This is a genomic window from Microcoleus sp. PH2017_12_PCY_D_A (assembly GCF_020738565.1).
GTDB lineage: Bacteria > Cyanobacteriota > Cyanobacteriia > Cyanobacteriales > Microcoleaceae > Microcoleus.
Window position 1 is genome coordinate 83327 of record NZ_JAEQCI010000014.1, and the last position, 18722, is coordinate 102048.

The 18722-nt window shown below is 46.0% G+C and carries 13 protein-coding genes; 4 read left to right on the forward strand and 9 right to left on the reverse strand.

The genetic code is table 11. The annotated features are described in order from the left end of the window. Nucleotides 1–7: 7 nt before the first annotated feature. Both JGK39_RS02785 and JGK39_RS02790 read right to left on the reverse strand, forming a co-directional pair. Nucleotides 8–2257, reverse strand: coding sequence for a heavy metal translocating P-type ATPase (locus JGK39_RS02785; RefSeq protein WP_293248892.1), 2250 nt, complete (start codon nucleotides 2255–2257; stop codon nucleotides 8–10). A 285-nt stretch (nucleotides 2258–2542) separates the two neighbouring features. Continuing rightward, nucleotides 2543–2743 carry a heavy-metal-associated domain-containing protein gene (locus JGK39_RS02790; protein WP_293248894.1) on the reverse strand — a complete coding sequence of 67 codons (201 nt, stop codon included), beginning with the start codon at nucleotides 2741–2743 and terminating at the stop codon, nucleotides 2543–2545. 192 nt (nucleotides 2744–2935) lie between these two features. On the opposite strand from JGK39_RS02790, the gene JGK39_RS02795 reads away from it, so the two are divergent. Next, nucleotides 2936–3655, forward strand: coding sequence for a DUF305 domain-containing protein (locus tag JGK39_RS02795; protein WP_293248896.1), 720 nt, complete (start codon nucleotides 2936–2938; stop codon nucleotides 3653–3655). A gap of 185 nt (nucleotides 3656–3840) precedes the next feature. Further along, the gene (locus JGK39_RS02800) at nucleotides 3841–4425 is read left to right on the forward strand and encodes an HAD family hydrolase (RefSeq protein WP_293248898.1); all 585 of its coding nucleotides are present in this window, start codon (nucleotides 3841–3843) and stop codon (nucleotides 4423–4425) included. Nucleotides 4426–4543: 118 nt separating this feature from the next. Here the strand turns inward: JGK39_RS02800 and JGK39_RS02805 are convergent, their stop codons facing one another. From JGK39_RS02805 to ftsH2, 5 genes are all read right to left on the reverse strand, one after another. Next, nucleotides 4544–5776, reverse strand: coding sequence for an ATP-binding protein (locus tag JGK39_RS02805; protein ID WP_293248901.1), 1233 nt, complete (start codon nucleotides 5774–5776; stop codon nucleotides 4544–4546). 9 nt (nucleotides 5777–5785) lie between these two features. Then, on the reverse strand, nucleotides 5786–8713 hold the full coding sequence (locus tag JGK39_RS02810) for a PAS domain S-box protein (protein WP_293248904.1): 2928 nt from the start codon (nucleotides 8711–8713) through the stop codon (nucleotides 5786–5788). A 511-nt stretch (nucleotides 8714–9224) separates the two neighbouring features. After that, nucleotides 9225–10514: an aminopeptidase P N-terminal domain-containing protein gene (locus JGK39_RS02815; RefSeq protein WP_293248907.1), complete on the reverse strand. Its 1290-nt coding sequence runs from the start codon at nucleotides 10512–10514 to the stop codon at nucleotides 9225–9227. Nucleotides 10515–10752: 238 nt separating this feature from the next. Continuing rightward, nucleotides 10753–11151: a hypothetical protein gene (locus JGK39_RS02820; RefSeq protein ID WP_293248910.1), complete on the reverse strand. Its 399-nt coding sequence runs from the start codon at nucleotides 11149–11151 to the stop codon at nucleotides 10753–10755. 181 nt (nucleotides 11152–11332) lie between these two features. Then, the gene (ftsH2, locus tag JGK39_RS02825; RefSeq protein WP_293248913.1) at nucleotides 11333–13219 is read right to left on the reverse strand and encodes an ATP-dependent zinc metalloprotease FtsH2; all 1887 of its coding nucleotides are present in this window, start codon (nucleotides 13217–13219) and stop codon (nucleotides 11333–11335) included. A gap of 403 nt (nucleotides 13220–13622) precedes the next feature. Here ftsH2 and JGK39_RS02830 point away from each other — a divergent pair, with 403 nt between their 5' ends. Together JGK39_RS02830 and JGK39_RS02835 are read left to right on the forward strand one after the other, a co-directional pair. Then, nucleotides 13623–14705 carry a ParM/StbA family protein gene (locus JGK39_RS02830; RefSeq protein ID WP_293248916.1) on the forward strand — a complete coding sequence of 361 codons (1083 nt, stop codon included), beginning with the start codon at nucleotides 13623–13625 and terminating at the stop codon, nucleotides 14703–14705. Nucleotides 14706–14725: 20 nt separating this feature from the next. Continuing rightward, on the forward strand, nucleotides 14726–15241 hold the full coding sequence (locus tag JGK39_RS02835; protein WP_293248920.1) for a hypothetical protein: 516 nt from the start codon (nucleotides 14726–14728) through the stop codon (nucleotides 15239–15241). A 373-nt stretch (nucleotides 15242–15614) separates the two neighbouring features. On the opposite strand, the gene JGK39_RS02840 is transcribed toward JGK39_RS02835, so the two are convergent. After that, nucleotides 15615–16538 carry a hypothetical protein gene (locus tag JGK39_RS02840; RefSeq protein WP_293295711.1) on the reverse strand — a complete coding sequence of 308 codons (924 nt, stop codon included), beginning with the start codon at nucleotides 16536–16538 and terminating at the stop codon, nucleotides 15615–15617. A gap of 147 nt (nucleotides 16539–16685) precedes the next feature. Then, on the reverse strand, nucleotides 16686–18083 hold the full coding sequence (gene mgtE, locus JGK39_RS02845) for a magnesium transporter (RefSeq protein ID WP_293248926.1): 1398 nt from the start codon (nucleotides 18081–18083) through the stop codon (nucleotides 16686–16688). Between the last annotated feature and the right edge of the window lie 639 nt (nucleotides 18084–18722).

Here is an 18722-nt window from a genome sequence, read left to right on the forward strand (position 1 = left end):
TCCTAATTTATACAATAGATTTGGCTTTAAAATGCCGCAATCGCAAAGCATTAGTCACTACCGAAAGAGAACTGAAAGCCATTGCTGCACCAGCGATAATCGGATTGAGCAGCCAGCCAAAAATTGGGTACAAAACGCCCGCTGCGATCGGTATTCCAGCGATGTTGTAAATAAAGGCAAAAAACAGATTTTCGCGGATGTTCCGCATGGTGGCGCCCGAAAGTTGAATTGCTGTAACTATCCCTTGCAAATCTCCTGAAATTAAGGTAATATCGCTGGCTGCGATCGCCACATCTGTGCCGGTACCGATCGCAATTCCCACATCCGAAGCGGCCAAAGCCGGTGCATCGTTAATCCCGTCTCCCACCATCGCCACAATTTTGCCTTCCCCTTGCAGCGCTTGGATTTGAGCGGCTTTTTGGTCGGGTCTAACTTCGGCAAAAATGCGAGTAATTCCTACGGATCGGGCGATCGACTCCGCAGTCGATCGGTTATCCCCAGTCAGCACCGCCACCTCCAAACCGAGTTTTTGCAGCGCCTTCACCGCCCGCGCCGACGAAGGTTTCAGAGCATCAGCAATGCCCAGAATTGCCTCAATTTTGCCCTCTACAGCCATCCAAACCACCGTTTTGCTCGCAGCTTCAAAAGCTCGCGCGCGCAGCTCCAGATATTCAGTATCGCAGCCCAATTCCTGCATCCATCTCAGGGTTCCCAGGGCGATCGGCTTTCCCCTCGAAACCCCTCGCACGCCGCTGCCCGCGATCGCCTCAAAATCCTGAATATCTGTCAACTTCACCTCTTGAGATTGAGCGTACCTCACCACAGCTTCCCCCAAAGGATGCTCGGAATTTCGCTCTACAGAAGCCGCCAATTGCAGCAATTTTAACTCATTGCTGTCCGCCGTTCCTTTAATTGTCACAAAATCAGTTACCGTCGGCTTACCTTCCGTAAGCGTTCCAGTTTTATCTAACACAATAATTTGAATTCTTTGAGCTTTTTCTAAACTCTCTGCTCCTTTAATTAAAATTCCATTTTCTGCACCTTTTCCAGTGCCAACCATCACAGCAGTCGGAGTCGCCAAACCCAAAGCACAGGGACAGGCGATAATCAGCACTTCCACCATTGTCACCGTCGCCAAAGTGAAGTTACCCGTCGCGTTAAACCAAATAATAAAAGTAGCTAAAGCCACGGCAATTACTGCGGGAACAAACCAACCTGTTACTTGGTCTGCTAACTTTTGAATCGGGGCTTTTGAGCCCTGGGCGTCCTGCACCATCTTGACAATTTGAGCTAAAAATGTATCTTTTCCAACTCTTGTCGCGCGAAACTTAAAGCTGCCAGTTTTGTTAATTGTCGCTCCTATAACTTCATCGCCAAGCTGCTTTTTGACAGGCAAACTTTCCCCCGTAACCATTGCTTCATCTACCGTCGAAGCACCTTCAATCACCTCTCCGTCTACGGGGATTTGCTCGCCCGGGCGCACCTGCACGATGTCGCCAATTGCCACTTGGGCGATGGGTACTTCTAACTCTTCTCCGTTGCAAATAATTCGAGCAGTTTTTGCTTGCAAACCCATGAGTTTGCGAATTGCTTCCGAAGTCTCTCCCTTCGCCCGATTTTCTAGGTTTTTCCCCAACAAAATTAAGGCGACAACGCTGGCGGCAACTTCGTAATAAACGCTGGGAGTCAAACCTTGGGAAGTGAAGAAACCGGGGAAAAATGTCACAAATACCGAATAAAAGTAAGCAGCACTTGTCCCCAAAGCAATCAGGGTATCCATAGTTGCGACGCGCCGTTTAAAGGATTTCCAAGCCCCGACATAAAACGATTTACCGCACCAAAACTGTACTGGTGATGTCAGCACTAATTGCAGCCAAAAATTGTGCAGCCATGGGGGAATGAATGGCAGGTGAACGCCTGTCATGGTTGGAATGCCACCCAAAACCAGTATAATGCTGATGCTGCCTGCGATCCAGAGTTTTCGCTGCAAGTTTTGAGATGCGGATTTGCGATCGGCTTTTTCTGCATCATCCCCTGCCATTTCTTGCAGGGGCAAAGCTTCGTATCCCGCCGCATCAACAGCTTCTTGAATGATTGCTAAGTTGGTTTGCTTCGAGTCGTATTGGATGGTTGCTTGTTCCATCCCAAAATTGACGCTGCACTCACTTACGCCGGGGACAGATTGAATTGCTTGTTCGATAGAGGAAGCACAAGCTGCACAACTCATGCCCCGCAATTTAAGTGTGAGATTGTCCATAAATGCCATCCTAAATTAGACAATTACTTTCTGCCTGCAAATGACCCCCAAAAATGGATACAAGCCACCGCAGGGCGGTGGTGGAGAATCAAAAATTTTAGACTTTTATTAAATCTCCAAGGTTCATCTGTGGAGTAATATTATCTCCTCTAAATTACTACTATAATAAAAACGGTTTGTAGTGAGGACTTCAGTCCTCTGATTATGAGGACTGAAGTCCTCACTACAAACAAATCTTATCATGGTCGTTCTCTGCGGACATGATATAAATCTAAAATCTAAAATCTAAAATCTACTGACTGGATAGCCAGCAGATGCGATCGCTTTTTTAACCTCACTTTCCGGCTTAGCGGTTTGAATCGCGACCAATTTTGTCTTGAGATCCGCCTCAACAGTAGCGGCTGAGTCAATGGCTTGAACTGCTTTTGTTATTGTATTCACACAAGCCGAACAAGCCATTTTGGGAACTTTTAGCTGTAAATTCATAATTGGAACCTCAGCAGAAACTACTCTGCTTCATAGATGAATTAACTCCATTGTAAAGTCTCCAGTTAGCAGGAGAGTCAAGTAGATTTGAGATTTGAGATTTGAGATTTGAAATTTTTGTAAATTTCATCTTAATTTCATCTCTCGGTGACAAGCTGATTATTAAGTGGCAGTTTTAAGGATATAAAATCTATGAAACCAATTTCATTAAAAACAGGCTTGGCAGCACTAATATTGACCGCCACAGCCACCGCAACCAGCGGAATTCTAGCAGCTTGTTCAAAATCTCCTACCAGCCCAACTCAAGCCCCAAATATTACCGCAGCAACCCAAGCGAACAACAAGCAAGACGCGGGACAAAGTGGCAGAATGGATGGTATGAATCATGGCATGAATCACAATATGTCAATGGATTTAGGCCCGGCGGATGCCGACTACGATTTGCGATTTATTGATGGCATGACAGTACACCATCAAGGTGCTGTAAACATGGCAAAAGATGTGCTAAACAAATCCCAACGCCCGGAAATGAAAAAACTAGCTAATAACATTATTGCCGCTCAAAACCGCGAAATCAATCAAATGAAACAGTGGCGAAAAACTTGGTATGCCAAAGCCGACAGTACGCCAATGGCTTATCAAGCTCAAATGGGTCACATGATGCCAATGACTCCCGAACAAATGCAAAGCATGATGATGAGCATGGATTTAGGCGCTGCTGATGCTGAATTTGACCTGCGATTTCTGCATGCGATGATTCCCCACCACGAAGGAGCTTTAGTGATGGCCCAAGATGCGTTGAAGAAGTCGAAACGGCCGGAAATGAAGAAATTATCTCAAGAGATTTTGACTTCGCAAAAGCAAGAGATTGAGCAAATGAAACAGTGGCGCCAAGCTTGGTACAAAAAGTAGTGACTGGGCGGATAAATTAATTGCAATATCTGTAGATACTGTCTTGATTTTTCAGGGTAGCTAGAGTATAATTGGAGTCCCACGGCTTTGGAGATTTTAGAAATCCCAAAAGCCTTCGATCGCAAATTATTTGAGCGCTACTCCTTGACAGTTCCAGACAGTATCTACAATCCGATCGCAATTCTATGAAACGAGCAGTATTTCTCGACCGCGATGGCGTCCTCAATATCGAAGCTGGCTACATTCACAAATTAGAAGACTTGAATTTAATCCCCGGCACAGCCGAAGCTGTACGCCGTTTAAATGACAGACAAATATTTTGCTGTTTGGTTTCCAATCAATCGGGGCCTGCGAGGGGTTATTATCCAGTCAGCCACGTTGAAGCTTTGCACAAACGCCTGTGTTTGTTACTAAAAAAAGAAGCCGGAGCGAGGTTAGATGCTCTTTATTATTGTCCTTATTTGAGCGAAGCAGAAGGCGGAACAAATCCAGAATTTACCCGGTATACGACTTGGCGAAAACCGAATACGGGGATGTTGGTAGCGGCGGCTTGGGAACACGATTTGGATTTGTCGAATAGTTTTATGGTGGGGGATAAAGCGACTGATGTTGATATGGCTCACAATGCCGGTTGTACTGGTATTTTGGTGCAGACTGGTTACGGGGAAAGCGTGTTGAGCGGCGAGTATCAGCACCATACTAAACCGGATTTTATTGCTGCAAATTTAGCTGCGGGGGTTGAGTGGATTTTGCAACGCTTTGATGATTAGTTGCAGACTTCAACCCGCTCTCTAGTGGGTGCAAGTTTGACTCGCGACAGCGGTTTCAACCGTCGTCTGCATCTTCAACCTGCGGAGGCAGGCGCATGTTTGACTCGCGACAGCGGTTTCAACCGCTGTCCGATCTCTGAGTTTTCGAGGAAAGGGCAACATAAGGAAGCGCGACTGTAAAGGTCGTACCAACCCCGATTTTGCTTTCGCAGGCGATCGCACCTCCTTGCAAATCCACAGCTTTTTTAACAATCGTCAATCCCAAACCGTTACCTTTAATCTTTCCACTATTCTTGCAGCGGTAAAACATTTCAAATATTTTCCCTACTTCGGTTTCTGGGATGCCCATACCTTCGTCTCGGATGCGGATAATTAGCAAAGGAGAGTTAATATTGGTAAATTGGGAATTGGGAAACAAACACTGAGGAGACAAACAAAAAATAGCTTCTTTGTCTCCCTCGCCTGGTAGACGGCATTCCAATTCTAAGGTTATTTGCCCGCCGTCGGGAGAATATTTTATGGCGTTGACGATTAAGTTAGAAATAATGCCGTGCAGCAATTGTTGATCTAACATCGCGCTGGTAACGCCTGACGGGCTTAATCTTAGTGTGTGCTTGGCTTCATGTCCTAACTGCAATTGATCCAGCAAATCTTGACAAAATTCGACTAAATTTATCGGTAATGGATTGCATTTGAGTCTTCCTGCTTCTGCTCGGCCCATGAACAGCATATCGTCGATTAGCTGGTTCATCTTTTGGGTAGCTGAGTGCACTAGGCGCAGGGTTTTGACTTGAGATTCCTCACTGCGGCGAGCGCGATCGAGCTCTAGGAGCTCGGCAGAGATTAAAATTGTGTTCAGCGGGTTACGCAATTCGTGAGCAGCCATTGAAATATACTGGTTTTGGCGGTGCGCTTTTTCTTCCACCGACTCTCTGGCTGCTTCCGAAGCTTTGAGAGCTGCTCGCATTTTGGTTTCGATTTCGTGCCTGTGGAGGGCAATCTCGATCGCCACCCGCAAATCATTTTGTTGAAATGGTTTGATAATGTAACCGAATGGGTCTGTAATTTTCGCTCTTTGCATCGTTTTATCGTCGGCATAAGCTGTTAAAAATACTGTCGGTACATCTATCTTCTTTCTGATTTTTTCGGCTGCTGTCACGCCGTCCATCTCACCTTTAAGCACGATATCCATCAGCACTAAATCTGGCGGACTTTCGTCTACTTTTTCTATAGCTTCTTCTCCTGAAGCAACAATAGCTGTTACTGCATAACCCAGCTTTTTTAATCGGCCTGCTATGTCCTGGGCGACAATTATTTCGTCTTCTACTACCAAAATTTTTATAGGATTCATCTTTTTTTCTTAAATGCGACGCCGATAATTTAACTCAAGGAAAGTAATATGGTAACAAGTTCCGCACTCCGTGTCAATAACAAGAGTTCCTTCTAATTGCTGACTCAACATCCGAACTAATCGCAATCCTAATGTTTCGCTACTTTCCACATCAAAGTCTGCCGGAAATCCGCTGCCGTTGTCTTGAATACTTAAATGAAATTCTGGGAAATTACTTCCATCGAAATTAATATTAATTTCTCCAGATAAACTTTGAATAAAAGCATATTTTAAGGAATTAGAAACCAGTTCGTTAATAATTAAACCGCAAGGAATTGCCGTTTCTATATTTAAATATATGGGGTCAACATTGAGATTGAATTGGATGGAAGTGTTGCCGCAACCAAAAGATTGATACAAATTAGCAACCAAGTTTTCGACGTAGGGGGGAAGGTCAATGCGATCGATATTTTCCGATTGATAAAGTTGCTCGTGAATCAGAGCCATTGAATGGATGCGGGTTTGGCTTTCTTCAAATAAAGCTAGCGTCGGTTCGTCTTCAATGTATTGAGCTTGAAGTTGCAGCAGGCTGGAAACTACCTGCATATTATTTTTGACTCGGTGGTGAATTTCTTTGAGCAATACTTCTTTTTCGCGCAGTGCTGCTTGGATGCGGGCAGAAGTCAATTTGCGATCGCTAATATCTTCGCAAATACCCGCCAGCCGATAAATTTTGCCCGCTTCGTCATAAATGGGAAAAGCTCGATCGCACACCCAGCGAATTGTACCGTCTGGCAGAAAAATCCGATATTCGGTACTGGTGGACTCGCCCTGCAACACTCGCGGCAAAGCCTCTTGCAGCAAATGTATATCCTCTGGATGCACAAACTCCATCCATTTTATCGGAGTGGCATACAATTTTTCGCGGCTGCGCCCCCAGATTTGTTCGTAAGTTGGACTCAGATACAATAAATCGGTAAAGTCAGCAGAAACTAGCCAGAAGGAATCTTGGATATTTTCTGCAAGCTGGCGGAAGCGTTCTTCACTTTCACGGATCGCTTTTTCTGCCTGTTTGCGATCGCTGATATCTTCTGCAATCCCAACAACGCGGTAAACTTTACCAGCTTGGTTTCTAATTGGAAAAGCCCGATCGCGAATCCAGCGGATTTCGCCGTCCGGTCTGACAATGCGATATTCTATCTCGTCTTCAGCTAGAACTTGTTTAGTGAAAGTATCAATAACGCGAGAACGATCTTCTGGATGGATAGACTCTGCAAAAAAGTGCCCTGAATCATACAAATCAGCGCAGCTTCTCCCCCAAATCTTTTCGTAACCCGGACTGACATAAATCATTTCCTGGGGTTGAACGTCTACCATCCAAAACACGCTTTCAATATTTTCTGCTAGCTGTCGGAACCTTTCTTCGCTTTCCTTCAGTGCTGCTTCAGCTTTTTTGCGATCGCTAATATCTTCTATGACTGCTATGTTGTAAACTGCTCCGCTCAACGGTTCTTCGACTAGGGAAACAGTGATATTTACCCAAACTAAAGAACCATCTCGACGCACCAAGCGTTTTTCTATGTTGAAACAGTCAATTTCCCTAGCAAACAACCTGCTATTTTTCGCCAAGCCGGGAGCTATATCTTCACAATAACTGACATCCATCCAAGTTCGGCACAGCAATTCTTCGGCAGTATATCCCAAAATATTGCAAAATTTTTGGTTGACTCGCAAAAAGCGGCCTTTTTTGTCGCAGTGGGTAATGCCGACTGCGGCTTGTTCGACGGTTGCGCGAAAGCGTTCTTCGCTATCTCGGAGGGCAGCTTCTGCTTTTTTGCGATCGCTAATATCGCGCTGCACGCCAAAATGTCCGACGATTTTGCCGTGGGAATCGTAAATGCAAATATAGTCGCCTTCCACCCAAATAGGAGTCCCATCTAACTTGCGATTGTCACATTCGATGTGAATTCTGCCAGCATCAAATAATTGCCCGATAATCTCTCTGCCAACAGCCAAGTTGTGGGACAAGAAAGAGTTAAGCCCCAAGCCCATCAACTCTTCCCTAGTCGCTCCGTATTGAGCTATAAAAGCATCGTTTGCCTTCGTTACCCGCCCGTTCGCAAATACGTAATCCAAGACTTTTTCTTTGTCAGCGGTATCGTCCCAGTACACTGGTTCGTCCAACATCATAAAGAAAAAACCATCTAAAGATTGAGAAAAAAACAATTCTAGCTGTTGCTGGCTTTCCCGCAAAAATTCTTCGGTGCGCCAGCGATCGATAATTTCTTCCCGCAAGTGTTGGTTAGCTATTCTTAAATCTTCAGTGCGCTTTTGATATTTTATTTCTAGCTCATTTTTCAGGCGTTGCAGCGCGAATTCTGATTGCTTTTTTTCTGTAATATCTTGAGTAACTACCATGCCTGCAAAAATTTCTGCCTGGTCGTTTTTCACTGGAGAAATTGTTATTGAATAAAATCGATCGCGATATTTATATTCAAAATTATTCTCTTCTCCTGCTAAAGCTGCGCGATATTTGGTCTCAAAAAGTTCCAAATCTTCTGGCGGCGATATTTCCCACAAGGTTTTGCCTTCCAACAGTTCTTTGGACAAACCAACTACTGCCAAACCTTGACCGTCAACCAGAGTATAGCGCAAATCAGGATCGAACAAAAATACCGAACCATTCGGATAATGTTTGATGAGAGTTCGGTACATTTCCTGGCTTTTTTCGAGAGATGCGATTAACTCAGTGCGATCGTCCTCGGTGATATCCAACTCAGTTGCGGATCCCGAATAGTCGGCATTCTCGACTGCTTTGAGTTGTGCTGCTAATTTCTGGCACAATTCTCTCTGCTGCTGCAAATCCTCTTCCAGTTGCCGAATTTTTGCGCTTTGCTCTGCGACTAATGCTTCGCAGCTTTCGAGAGGTCGATCGATCTTTGTGGGATCAATACACATATAGCAATCCTCAAATGAGTGAGGTACAAAGTGGTAATGGGTAATAGGTAATGGGTAATGGGTAATGGGTAATGGGTAATGGGTAAGACAAATGGCGAGTACCTTATACCAGTTCCCAAACTAATGCAACTGCTTTGCCAGCTCCAAACCTATACATAATAAGCCATTCTCAATTTTTTAATCTCAAATGGTAGGGTTCTTTTTTTTGCAGTTGCGGACTTGAGTTTTGTCCAGCTTAGCATTAATACGACTAACACCAAAAAAAGGTTTGACGCGCGAATTATAGCGTTGCGCCTAGCGCGCCCTACACAACGCCCGTTATGAGTCCAGGACTATAATTACTTTCCTTCTTCTTCCGACTTCCATTTCTCTTCTTCCTGATGACTAATGACTGATGACTAATGACTAATGACTGATGACTGATGACTAATAACGTTCGATCGCGGGGACAGCACTATGACTAATGACTAATGACTAATGACTAATGACTAATGACTAATGACTAATGAATTCATTTAGGAACTCCCGCAGTCAAGACTTCATGACTGTCAACAGTCACCAAAACATCATCTTCAATTCTCACACCAATACCGCGCCATTTTTCAGGAACCTCCGGCTGTCCCTCAACGGGTTTAATATAAGGAGAAATATAAATCCCCGGTTCCACCGTCAGGACTTGTCCCGCCTGCAAAAGTTGCGGATTTTCGCCGTACTGATAAACACCAACATCGTGCACGTCCAATCCCAGCCAGTGACCAGTGCGGTGCATATAAAAGGGCTTGTATTTCTCCTCTTTAATTATCTCTTCAATGTCGCCGACCAAAAGTTTTAAATCCATTAAACCTTCCACCAAAACGCGCACGGCTGTTTCGTGAATTTTGCTGTAAGGATTTCCGGGATATACTTGACTAATTGCCTGGGTTTGTGCTTGCAAAACTAAGTCGTAAATAGTCTTTTGTTCGGCGGTGAATTTGCCGCTGACGGGAAAGGTGCGAGTAATATCGGCATTGTAGTAGCCGCAAGCACAACCGGCATCTATTAGCAGCAAATCATTTTCCTGCATTTGGCGGGTGTTTTCGATGTAGTGGAGGACGCAGGAATTGTAACCGGATGCCACAATTGAAGGATAAGCGGGAGTGCCGCCGTTCATGCCAAAAATATGTTCTATTTCTGCTTGAATTTCGTATTCGTACCTGCCTGGTTGGGCAAATTCTCGGGCGCGGTTGTGGGCTGTAACGGAGATATTAGCGGCTTTTCGCATTAAGGCTAATTCTGTTTGGCTTTTTACCAGCCGCATCGGGTGTAAAATGATGTTGGAATCTTCGATCGCAGTAGGGCCTGTACCGCGTTTGGGGTAGGTACGCATCAAGCTTTGCCAGCGATCGAGCACGGTTTGGTCGAAACTGCGATCGCGCCCGAAGTGATAATATATGCGATCGGCCTTTTCTAAATATTTCGGCAATTTTTCCGCAAGTTCGGCGATGGGAAACGCTTCATCGGCGCCGTACAACTCCTTAGCGCCTTCAACTCCAGCGCGATAACCGTGCCAAGTTTCTTTTTCCAAGTCTTTTGGCTGCACAAACAGGATAAATTTGTGTTCTTCGTGGTGCGGTGCGAGCACTGCTACCGCCTCCGCTTCGTTGAAACCAGTTAAATAGAAAAAATCGCTATCTTGTCGGTAGGCGTATTCAACATCGTTGTGCATGACGGCTGCGGGCGCGCTGCGAAATATCGCCGTCCCGCTGCCAATTTTTGCCATTAACTGTTCGCGTCTTTGCCGGTATTCGCTGGGGTTGGTCATCCGATTTTAGATTTTAGATTTGAGATAGAGTCTTAAGTCGCGATCGCTATTTTAAGCCGTAGGGTGCGTCAGGGGGGGGGAATTTTTGAGTTGATACAAAACATTCAGCCCCCTGACGCACCCTACAATGACTAAGCATCAGGAGGGGATAATTTTTGAGTTGATACAAAACATTCAGCCCCCTGACGCACCCTACAATAACTACAATAATTACAATAACTCGATCGACATTTTAGGCTTATTCGATCGCCAATTTACAACTATAGTCAACCATCCGAGACAAAGATGAGTTGCGATCGACCAAAGTCCACCTCGGATCGAAATTCGACCAATTTTCGCCATCTTCGCTAACTCGGACAGTTCTAAACTCTCGCTGCTTGCAGTTAACTTCCATCTGCACCCGCATTTTCTCGTTACTAAACTGCTGAGTTCCTAAAACAGTTCTGACGGAATAAGAGGGAGCACCGGGAAAATTGGATTTACTTAATTTTACGCTGCTGGGGTCAATACAAATATCCACAAAACATCTTAATTTTTCGGCGCGGGCGCTCAAAGTATTGAGGGGAATAAAAATTAAACTTGCTATTAAAACTATTGACAAATTCTGAGTTTTATGCTTGTAAAATCTAGTTTTCATCTGCGTTAATTTGCGTTCATCTGCGGTTATTCTATCAAAAATCAACTCGGCGGTTGAAACCGCTTCTACACAAACAAAGTCCGCCTGCGCGGACTGAATTAATTCAACCCGCGCAGGCGGGTTTTGTCTGTGTAGGAGCGAATTCTATTCGCCCTGAATATTTGCCGTGAAGATTAGCTTTTTAAAGCTGAGGAACGTATTGTTCTTTTTCAGGAACAAAAGTGTATTCAGAGACGATTAGGCGCAACTCTTCGCCGTCGATGGTTTCTTTTTCGATTAACAAATCGACTAAACGATCGACCACGCTGCGATTGTCGCGAATAATTCGGCGGGCATCTTCGTAGCAGCGATCGACAATTTCCCGGACTTGTCCGTCAATCCGAGAGGCAATTTCTTCGGAATATTCCGATCGCGCCGTGTAGTCGCGGCCGAGGAAAATTTCGCTTTGCTGAGCTTCCAGGGCGATCGGGCCCAAAGTAGACATCCCGTAGCGAGTCACCATTTGGCGGGCCATACCGCTAACTTGCTGCAAGTCGTTGCCGGCACCGGTGGTGACTTCAGCATCCCCGAAAACTACTTCTTCGGCTGCGCGGCCGCCCAAAGCACCGCTAATCCGGGCTAAAATTTGCGATCTCGAAATCAAACCTTGGTCTTCGCTGGGCATGAACCAGGTTAAGCCGCGGGCTTGTCCGCGAGGAACTAAGGTAACTTTTTGGACGGGATCGTGGGCTTGAATTACAGTACCGACGATCGCGTGGCCGATTTCGTGGTAAGCAATCAAGCGCTTGCTCTTGCTGTCCACCAGCGGTGTGCCTTCCATACCTGCAACCACGCGATCGACTGCATCGTCAATTTCGAGCATCGTAATCGCTTCTTTGCGGCGTCTTGCTGTCAAAATAGCAGCTTCGTTGAGTAAGTTAGCCAAATCAGCGCCGGTAAAACCGGGAGTGCGGCGGGCGATCGCATCCAAAGAAATCTCCTCAGACAGCTTCTTGTTGCGCGAGTGAACTTCCAGAATTTCCAACCTGCCCTTGATATCCGGTGTATCAACCGTCACTTGGCGGTCAAAACGACCCGGACGCAGCAACGCCGAGTCGAGCACGTCGGGGCGGTTCGTAGCAGCAATGATGATGATGCCAGTATTGCCCTCAAAACCGTCCATTTCGGTCAGCAACTGGTTCAGGGTTTGTTCCCGTTCGTCGTTACCGCCACCGATACCGGCACCGCGCTGGCGGCCCACTGCATCGATTTCATCGATAAAAATTATACAAGGAGCATTTTCTTTAGCTTTCTTGAACAAGTCGCGGACGCGGGATGCGCCGACACCTACGAACATTTCCACAAATTCCGAACCGGAGATGCTGAAGAAAGGGACGCCGGCTTCACCTGCGATCGCTTTTGCCAGCAGGGTTTTGCCTGTTCCGGGAGGGCCCACTAGCAGTACGCCTTTGGGAATCTTGGCGCCGACTGCGGTAAAGCGTTCGGGTTTTTTGAGGAAAGTCACGACTTCGGCGAGTTCTTCTTTGGCTTCTTCTACGCCTGCTACGTCGTCGAACAGTACGCCTGTTTTAGCTTCCATTTGAAAGCGCGCTTTGGATTTGCCAAAATTCATGGCTTGGCCAGGGCCCCCTGGCACGTTGCCGCCGCGGCGGAACAGGAAGAACAGCCCTCCTACTAACAGTAGGGGAAATACTAGATTGCCTAACACTCCCCAGATGGCGCCGTCGTTCCGCAAGGGGTGAGTGTCGAAGCTAATTTTGGAGTCTCTGAGTCGAGAAACGAGTTCCGGGGCATTTGAGGGCAAGTCCACGCGCCACCGCTGCTCGTGATTGTCCAGTTCGGGATCGACGGCTAGGATGATCGCAGTCCGGCCTCCGTCGTACAAATCAACACTGGTGACTCGATCGGCGTTTAGGTAATCTAAGAATCTACCGTAGCTCAGGCGGGTGCTGGCGGTGTTCTTGCTCATTTCTGCCGGGGCTGCGGCGAAGGCTCCCTGCCACAGGAAAAAGCCGATGACTAGGGCTGGTAAAGTCCAAAGTAGTATAGTTTGCCAAGAAATTTTCATAAATGCGGGTGCCTTGAGTTGGGGACAAATCGGGTAAGCTGGCGGTCTCGGATTAGTGTGACAAATGTTTACACTCAGAATCTTAACTAAATTTAACTTAACAATGCAACATCGGGCAATAGGGCCTATTGTCGCGATCGAGAATAAAACCGACAATCAAGCATCCAGGGTATCTGACCCCCGTCCGAGCGGCCGCTCTTGTCGCCTGTTTAATCTAAAATCTAAAATCTAAAATCTAAAATCCATGTTTGGGCGATCGTCCCGAATATAATATTTGGTGCTGATTTCAATACCGATCTAGGTAGAGTTAGAAGAATCGCCTCAAAACCCACTGTCTTTAAGCGCGGCAGTGTCCAGGGATAAGGCATGATAATGGTGAGGCTCAGTGAGGTAACACATTTCAATGACAACTAGACAGCTTGTTCCTAATTCGGCTATGCTGACGCAGCAGACTAAGATCGCTTCTCACAAATCGATTATTAGTGCTGATTTGGGTCGTACAGCAACTAAAGCTTGCGTGAGTCGCAACCCAAATGGTGTTGTTTTCATCCCTGCCAACGTGGCTACTATGCCCGTGGAAAAGGTGCGGGGCGGCAGCTTTGAGTCAAAAGCAACAGACCCTCTGTTGGATATGTGGCTGGAGCACCAGGGCAAGGGGTACGCCATCGGTCAACTGGCCGCTGACTTTGGCGCTAATCTCGGTGGGGCTGACCAGTCGAAAGTAGTAGATGCTTTGGTTAAGGTTTTTTCCTGTGCTGGATATTTCCAGATGAAGGGCGAAATGGCAGTAGTGCTGGGTTTGCCTTTTTATTCGCAGGATCAGTTCGAGAAAGAAAAGGAAGAGATTATCAGCCAACTGCGCTCTCCCCACGTTGTGGTATACCGCGGCGAGCGTTTGGAAATTGACATCCGCCACGTTTGGGTGATGCCGGAAGGATTCGGCAGCCTGATTTGGTGCGAAGCTCAAGACAACAAGGAGTTTGTACCGGAGTTGCCGGAACTGTCGGTGGCTGTGGTCGATATCGGACACCAAACTACGGATTTGTTAATGGTCGATCGTTTCCGGTTCGCCCGGGCCGCTTCTAAAAGCGATTCCTTCGCCATGAACAAATTCTACGAACAAGTTGCCTCAAAAATTCCGGGGGCAGACCCTCAATCCCTGTCTTTATTGGAAGGGGTGAATAAACCCGAAGGGCAGCGTTTCTACCGTCCTAGAGGAGCGACTAAGCCGACCAATTTAGATCCAATTATTAAGGATTTGCGGGAGGCTTTCGCTAACGAACTGTCCGAACGTTTGGTACAGTGGTTGCCGGAACGGGTGACGGATGTAGTTCTGACTGGCGGTGGAGGCGAGTTTTTCTGGGAGGTACTCCAACCTTTGCTGAAAGACGCCAATCTGAAGGCTCACTTGGCTCAGCCTTCTCGGAAAGCTAATGCTTTGGGACAGTTTATTTATGCTGAGGCTCAGCTAGCCACGATAAAGTAACGCATTAAGGCTTGAACCCTATGGCACTGTGGGCAAAAAATAAGGCAAATTTCTCGGTGGCGTTTACGGAAGATGCTGCCGATCAAACTTTGCTGGCCGCTATTGAAAAAGAGTTGGCTTTTACGAAGTATCAGACTTTCAGCAATCTCTGCAAACAAGCTTTGTGGCAGTTTTTGTCTGTATCTGAGTCTGCTAGCTCTACAGATAGCTCTCAGCGGTTGGAAGAGCGTATTGCTGAACTTGCGGTCAGATTTGCTGAGTTTGAGCGCAATGTTTCTGCTGAGGAATTAAGCCGTTTGGAAGGACTGGAACATCACCTGAGTCAATTGGGCGCGCAGTTGGATCAGTTGCAGGGGAGTGTTGACAGTAAGTTTGCTCAAGTTTCTTTTGCCCAAGTTTCAAAAGTAGTAGAGCCTGACCCGATCGAGTCTGAGTCTGTAGCGAATGATGTAGTTTCTGATGCTGAGGTTGCTCCTCGTCGGGATTCCGATCCTTTATTGGAGCGTTTAAGTTCTTTGTTACCGCAAGATTTCTAGAATGAGGTAGACCAAGGCTAAAAAGCCTTGAGATGTGATGTTAGTGGCCCGCTGTTGGCAGCAGGTACTGAATAAATAAACAACGCGATCGCTCTTTTGAAAAAAAGGGCGATCGCTTTGTTATGGAAGAAGTTATTAGTTATTAGTCATTAGTCATTAGTCATTAGTTATTAGTTATTAGTCATTAGTCATTAGTTGTTAGTTGTTAGTTGTTAGTTATTAGCTATTAGTCATTAGTTGTTAGTTGTTAGTTATTAGCTATTAGTCATTAGTTATTAGTTATTAGTTATTAGGAAGCAGGAAGAAGGCAAAATTCCCCATTACCAATTCCCCATTCCGAATTCCCAATTCCCAATTCCCAATTCCTTCAATATTATTCGAGCAATCCTAATTTCTGCAATCGCGAACGAATGGCAACAGGTTGTCGCTGAAATTTCTGAGACAATTCACTAATTTCTTGGCAGTTTGCATATTCTTGCTGCAAATTCTCATCTTCCTCCCGACTCCACTTTACGTAAGCCCTGGGATATTTCTGGCGAATTTTCTCATTCTGGGTTTTAGCTCGATCGGCATTTTTGGGCTCGGCATTCAAACCAGAACCCAACGGTTGGTTAATTTCCGCGCCGCGACTAGCTACAGCCTCCTCTACCCGGCCCGGAATCACAGCAATTTCTTGAGAAAGCTGAGCCAAAGCATTATCTACTTGTTGCTGAAGTTCACTTAGCTGCCGCTGCTGCAAATTTCCCCATTGCGGCAGTTCGTTGATAAACTCCTGCAAGTCCAGAATGATTGTTGTCAAAGTTTCGACTTGTTGCAACTCCGGTCGTTGTTTGAATTGGCGGCTGGTGATTTCGATCTCGCTTTGAATCATTTTAATAGTTTTTTCTAAAATTATGAGCCGCTGGCGCAGGTTCTCAATTGCTGCAATTAGAGAGTGGGAATTTTCTGCCTGGCCAACATTGAGATTTTCGCGAGATGTTTGGGCAAGAGCTGTATCTAGAGAATTTACAGCAAGTTGTAATTGTTCGATCGCCCGATCGCTCGTAGCGGCTTGTTGGTTTACGCGATCGAACACTGCCGCCGTACTTGTTTTAACTTGCCCGCGAAACTTCTGGCGGTTCACAAAATTCAAAAAGAGCGAAATCACTACAGGAACTTCCACATAAATGCTCTGCTGCAAAACCAAACTAGCAGCCAATCCTACAGCCGAGAGTGCAAGAAAGATTAATTCAGCAGTTTCTAACAAATTGCTCGATTTGGGATTTTGAATTTTGGTTGATGAATTAGATGATGACATAAATTAATTGGGAATTGGGAATTGGGAATTGGGAATTGGGCATAGGACATTGGGCATAGGACATAGGGTATAAGGAATTGGGAGGCTGTACATCACGGAATTTAAAATTACTATCGGTTTTTTATTATGCCAATCTACATAAATATATTATATTTGCAAAATTAGTCGAGCTAAAGTGAAATAAATTAAGACTCCGAGGACATCAACTGCGGTGGTAATAAAAGGAGCAGACATTAAAGCGGGGTCTAAACCCAAAGAACGAAAGAGAAACGGCAGAGCAGAACCGGCAATAGAAGCTAAAATTGCGATCGCCAGCAAACTCACCCCCACCGCGATCGCCACTGCTAAATTCCCTTGCAGAGTGTAAGCCCACCCCGTCGCTACCGTCCCCAATATAGCTCCTAGGAGCGCTCCCGCCATCCCCTCGCGGACAATTACTTGAAAGGGGCCCATTGCTGTAATTTCATCAGTATTCAAACCGCGAATTACCACAGTTGAGGACTGGGCTCCGACATTGCCTCCAGTGCCCGTCAGCAGCGGAATAAAGGCTGCTAGGGCGACTACTTGGTGCAAAATATCTTCTTGAGCTCTAATAATTGCCCCGGTGACAGTATTGGTTAACAGCAGAACAAACAGCCACACGACCCTTTTGCGGGCGACGGTGATTAAATCGGTCTGAAAATAATTGTCGCCGCCGGACTGGACGCCACCCAAGGTATAAATATCTTTGGCGGCTTCTTGTTCTAAAATGTCGATCGCGTCATCAACTGTAATGATCCCCACCAGACGCTGTTCGCGGTCTACAACGGGCACGGCTAAAAAATCGTAACGCTGGATCAGCCTAGCTACTTCTTCTCGATCCGTTCCCGTTTGCACAGAAACTACCTCGCGGGTCATAATTTCGCCGACAGTTTTGTCGAGGGGAGAAGTGACTAAATCCCGCAAGGATAAAATGCCGCTCAACCGTCGCGCGGCATCAGTGACGTAAAGAGAATAAATGGTTTCGGTAGTTTTAGCCAAAGAGCGAATTCTGTCTAAAGCTTGAGCAACGGTAAAGCTTTCTTTGAGTGAAATGTATTCCGGGGTCATAATCCTGCCGGCGCTACTGGCTTCGTAACCCAAGAGTTGGGCAGTAGCTTCCCGTTCCGTTGGACTCATTTCACCTAAGAGGCGGCGGACTAAGATGGCCGGCAGTTCATCAAATAGTTTAGCTCGATCGTCCGGGGACATTTTGTCTACAATATCGAGGACTTCTTGGCGTTTGAATTTTTCGCAGAGGGACTGCTGAACGCTGGAGTCGAGATATTCGTAAACTGCGATCGCTTCGTCTTTAGAAAGCAACCGAAAAGCTATTACTTGCATGGTTTCTGGCAGGCCTTCGATAGCTTCAGCGATGTCTGCTTCCTGCACCGGCTGCAAAATTGCTTTTGCTGCTTGAAAGTCTCCTTGTTCCAACAAAGCCTTTAACTGCGATCGAACTAATTCCCGGAGTTCTTTTCGCGCGTAGGTGGGTAGAGAAGACGATTGATAATTGTTTTCTGTCACTGATGACTCTCCTCATGCAATTTTAGATTTTAGATTTTAGATTTGGGATTTGGGATTTGGGATTAAAGAATTGGGAATGACTTACTGAGTCAGCAGATTTGGACTTGACCTACAGTTGCATTTTTGTGCTAACTGGTATCAACCTGTGCTGCACGCCTTCCTGAATCCAGTTTATAGCCTATTGACACCACTGGTTGCAGTTATTATGATTTACACGGGCAGCGCGAGCAACCGAATTTTTTGGCAGATGCGGCACCAGGACGCAAATGAAGATATATTCTGAAAACCGGGTTTTTTGGTATTATGTTTTTGATATATAGCGGTTCTCAGAAAGATTCGCTGACGACTGGGAATAGGGAATAGGCCAGGGCCGGGCCTAGGCCAGGGCCTGGTTTAGGGCATACCTCACTTTTTTGATAACCGCTATAGCAGAAAAGAGTGTGAGTTCGGGGAGCGCGATCTATTACCAATTACCAATTACCAATTACCAATTACTTCATCGCCTTTGAGAATGGGTATACTATCAACTCTTCGGCTTCCCTCACAGCCAACTGTCAACTGTCAACTACTTTCTGGTAAAATCTGCGAGAGATCAATTAAGGCAGAAAATAATAACGATCGCCAAAACCTAGTCTATCT

Excerpts from the sequence above, each read along its gene's own strand:
- JGK39_RS02785 (WP_293248892.1), bottom strand. The coding sequence starts at position 2,257 with ATGGACAATCTCACACTTAAATTGCGGGGCATGAGTTGTGCAGCTTGT.
- JGK39_RS02790 (WP_293248894.1), bottom strand. The coding sequence starts at position 2,743 with ATGAATTTACAGCTAAAAGTTCCCAAAATGGCTTGTTCGGCTTGTGTG.
- JGK39_RS02795 (WP_293248896.1), top strand. The coding sequence starts at position 2,936 with ATGAAACCAATTTCATTAAAAACAGGCTTGGCAGCACTAATATTGACC.
- JGK39_RS02800 (WP_293248898.1), top strand. The coding sequence starts at position 3,841 with ATGAAACGAGCAGTATTTCTCGACCGCGATGGCGTCCTCAATATCGAA.
- JGK39_RS02805 (WP_293248901.1), bottom strand. The coding sequence starts at position 5,776 with ATGAATCCTATAAAAATTTTGGTAGTAGAAGACGAAATAATTGTCGCC.
- JGK39_RS02810 (WP_293248904.1), bottom strand. The coding sequence starts at position 8,713 with ATGTGTATTGATCCCACAAAGATCGATCGACCTCTCGAAAGCTGCGAA.
- JGK39_RS02815 (WP_293248907.1), bottom strand. The coding sequence starts at position 10,514 with ATGACCAACCCCAGCGAATACCGGCAAAGACGCGAACAGTTAATGGCA.
- JGK39_RS02820 (WP_293248910.1), bottom strand. The coding sequence starts at position 11,151 with ATGAAAACTAGATTTTACAAGCATAAAACTCAGAATTTGTCAATAGTT.
- ftsH2 (WP_293248913.1), bottom strand. The coding sequence starts at position 13,219 with ATGAAAATTTCTTGGCAAACTATACTACTTTGGACTTTACCAGCCCTA.
- JGK39_RS02830 (WP_293248916.1), top strand. The coding sequence starts at position 13,623 with ATGACAACTAGACAGCTTGTTCCTAATTCGGCTATGCTGACGCAGCAG.
- JGK39_RS02835 (WP_293248920.1), top strand. The coding sequence starts at position 14,726 with ATGGCACTGTGGGCAAAAAATAAGGCAAATTTCTCGGTGGCGTTTACG.
- JGK39_RS02840 (WP_293295711.1), bottom strand. The coding sequence starts at position 16,538 with ATGTCATCATCTAATTCATCAACCAAAATTCAAAATCCCAAATCGAGC.